The sequence below is a fragment of the Streptomyces sp. SID14478 genome (assembly GCF_010548525.1).
GTDB lineage: Bacteria > Actinomycetota > Actinomycetes > Streptomycetales > Streptomycetaceae > Streptomyces.
Genome location: NZ_JAAGMG010001470.1, coordinates 1 through 3,416, shown reverse-complemented (window position 1 = coordinate 3,416; position 3,416 = coordinate 1). Strand labels below are relative to the sequence as shown.

Annotated in this window: 2 protein-coding genes; both read right to left on the bottom strand. The window is 72.8% G+C overall.

What is annotated here, in order from left to right; all coding sequences use genetic code 11:
• Positions 1–1,074 (bottom strand): serine/threonine-protein kinase (locus tag G3I40_RS46035; protein ID WP_164560738.1); only part of this gene is annotated, 1,074 nt, incomplete at its 3' end.
• A gap of 144 nt (positions 1,075–1,218) precedes the next feature.
• Positions 1,219–2,886: a serine/threonine-protein kinase gene (locus tag G3I40_RS46030; RefSeq protein ID WP_164560737.1), complete on the bottom strand. Its 1,668-nt coding sequence runs from the start codon at positions 2,884–2,886 to the stop codon at positions 1,219–1,221.
• Between the last annotated feature and the right edge of the window lie 530 nt (positions 2,887–3,416).

Here is a 3,416-nt window from a genome sequence, read left to right as displayed (position 1 = left end):
GGGGACGCGGGCGGTGCCGCGGGCGCCGCCCGCCAGCTCGTCCGGCGCCGGGACCCGCATCGACGTATGGGTGTCGCGGTTGGAGTCCGCGGGGGCGGCGCCGGGGACCAGGGAGACGGCGCCGCGGCGGGGCTCGGCCTGCTCCGGCGCGGGGTTCCTCGACTCCTCGGCGGACGGCGCCGCGTCGGGCTCGTCGGACTCGTCGGGGTCGGCCGGATCGGTGGGGTCGTCCACGTCCAGCGGGGCCATGCCCGCGAGGAGGGGCTGCAGCTCGCGCAGCCGGGCGGCCATCTCGGTGGCCCGCAGCCGGGACGCCGGGGCCTTCGCCAGGCACTGAATCAGCAGCTGCCAGAGCTCGTCGGGGATGCCGGGCAGCGGGACGACCGTCTCCGTGACGTGGCGGCGCAGGATCGCGCCGGGGTGGCCGCCGCCGAAGGGCGTGAAGCCCGCGAGGAGTTCGTACAGGACCGTCGCGAGGGCGTAGATGTCGACGGCGGCGCGGGGCGGCAGGCCCTCGATGATCTCGGGGGCCAGGTAGTCCGGCGTGCCGATGATCTTCGTGGCCTTCGTGCGGCGCGGGGTGTCGATGAGCTTGGCGATGCCGAAGTCCGTGAGCAGGGCGGGGTGCGAGCCGCCGGGGCCGAGCGGGCCCTGCATGTCGAGCAGCACGTTCTCGGGCTTCACGTCGCGGTGCACGATGCCCGCCGCGTGCGCGGCGGACAGCGCGTCGGCGACGTCCGCGGCGATGGCGACGGCGGCCTCGGGGGGCAGCCGCCGCTCGCGCTCCAGGCGGGTGCGCAGATCGGTGCCGCGGATCAGGTCCATGACCAGTGCGAGATCGTTCCCGTCGACGACCAGGTCGTGGACGCCGACCACGCGCGCGTGGTCGAGGCTCAGCAGGGCCGTGCGCTCCTGGACGAAGCGGCCGACCAGCTCCTGGTCGGATGCCAGGTCCTCGCGCAGCAGTTTGATGGCGACGGGACCGTCGGGTCCCTCGCCCAGCCAAACGGTGCCCGCACTGCCGCGACCCAGAATCTGGTGTGCGGTGTACCGGCTGCCGATCTTCCGTGCCAAGACTGCTCCTACAGACGCGTGTTGGCGCCCAAGCTACGCGGCTCGGACGCCAACCAACGCATCAGAAGGGGAAATCACCCGCTGGGTGTCGACAAATCTCCAACATCGCCGTCCCGTTGCCTTTCGGTTGGCGGCGAATGCCGGTCAGTTGCCCGTTTTGCCGCCGAGATCGCTGATCCAGCCGGTCACGTCGGAGATCCAGGTCGACAACTGGTCCCAGTAGCCCTTGCCGGTGCCGATCCAGTCCTGGAGCGGGGTGAACTCCCAGACCAGCCAGCTCACGACGAAGAGCATCACGATCATGAACAGGCAGCCCTTGAGACAGCCCAGACCGGGGATCTTCATGCGGTTGGCGCTGCGCTGGCGCGGTTCACGGGGCGGCCGCGGCTGCTGGGGTGGCGGCTGCTGCGGCGGCGCGTACTGCTGGGGCTGCTGTTGCTGCTGGGGTTGGGGAGCGTACTGCTGCGGCTGCTGACGCTGCTGGCGCTGCTGCCGGGGCGCGTACTGCTGTTGCTGCGGCTGCTGCTGTTGCGGGCGGGCGACCTGGCGCTGCGGGCGGCGGCGCAGCGGGTCCTCGTTCGGGTCGAGGTACTGGACCTGCGTCTGCTCGTTCCGGTCGCGGGCCGCGCGCAGCTGGTTCTGCCAGGGGTGCGGGTCGTCCGGGTTGCCGCCCGGCGGCGTCGGCGGCACCGGGGGCATGACCGCGGTCGGGTCGGCGGCGCCCCGGTGCGGCAGCACGGAGGTGGGGTCCGCGTCGGAGTACTGGTTCCCCTGCGGGCTTCCCTGCTGGTTCATGACGCTGGTGGCGGCATTGGGGTCGCTCTGGCCGTACGAGCCGGCGTTGTTCGGCAGCACCTGCGTCGGGTCCGCGGCGCCGGGGACCCCCGGGACGTGGGCCGGATCCGGGTCCGGCATCAGCAGGGCGCCGACGCCCTCGGCGGCGGCGATCGCCGCGCTGTTGGCGTGCACGCCGATGCCCTCGGCGACGGTGCGCAGCCCGCGCGCGAGGTTCTCCGCGCTCGGCCGCTCGTCCGGGTTCTTGCGCAGGCAGCGCTCGATGACCGTCCACAGCGGGTCCGGGACCGTCGAGGGACGGCGCGGCTCGGCGCTCAGGTGCTGGTGCAGGACCTCCAGGGCCGAGCCGCCGGAGAACGGCGGGCGCCCGGTGACGAGCTCGTACAGCAGGATGCCCGCACCGTAGATGTCGACGGCGCTGGTCTGCGGGCGGCCCTCGGCGGACTCGGGCGCCACGTACGCGGGCGTACCGACGAACTCGTGGGTGCGGGTCAGGCCCGGGGAGTCCGCGAGGCGCGCGATGCCGAAGTCGGTCAGCATCGGGTGCATCCCGGCGTCGTCCTGCTTGAGCAGGACGTTGGCCGGCTTGAGGTCGCGGTGCACGACGCCGTCGGCGTGACTGGCGGCGAGCGCGTCGGCGATCTGCGCGGTCAGGAGGGCTGCGGCGACCGGCGAGAACGGGCCGTTCTCGCGCAGGTAGCGGTGCAGGTCCGGGCCGTCGATCAGGTCCATCACGAGGGCGAGCAGTTCGCCCTCGACGACCAGGTCGCGGGTCCGCACGATGTTCGGGTGGGTCAGGCGGAGCAGGACGGAGCGTTCGCGCAGGAAGCGCATCACCACGTCCGCGTCGTTCGCCAGCTCCTCCTTGAGGACCTTGATGGCCACGGTCTCGCCGGGCTGCCCGGCGACGGCGGCCTCCGCGCCCGCGGTCTCGCGCTGGCGGGCTCGCCAGACGGTGCCCGTGGCGCCGCGTCCGAGCGGCTCCTCGAGCAGGTACTTGCTGCCTACCGGCCGCACGTCATGCGCTCCCTGCATCGGTCCTGCGTGGTCTGCCCGGTCCCGGGCGTTCCGATCCACTGTAGTGGCGCCGTACGGGGCACAGGCTGTCGATCTTCCGTGGCCCCGCTTCCGAGCCACCGTCGGTCTCATGGGTCTACGGAAAGACGCTCGGTCCGAACGGTTGGTTGCCGCCCGCCGACGTGACCGATCTCAAGCGGGCACCCAGCAGGCACTTTTGCGGGCAGAGCCGACCAATCAAGATCACTTACGGGAGACGGATGGGCGTGTTGTCAGTGGCAGGTGCGAGGATGCCTGCAGCACTGGCTGACGTGCCCGTAGCGGTGGGGGAATCTGCGGTGGGGACCGCGGGCTGTCCCGTCCCGGGCGCCCGCGCAGAAGGGACCGCAGACGGCGATGCAGATCCGCCTTACCGTCGTAGACCCCCTGGGCACGCGCCCCGGCGCGGCCGCGCGTGATGTGGTGGTCACCGCGCCCGCGGGCACCGCGCTCGCCGCCGTGGCCTCCGGGCTGGCCGCGGTCGTCTCGGG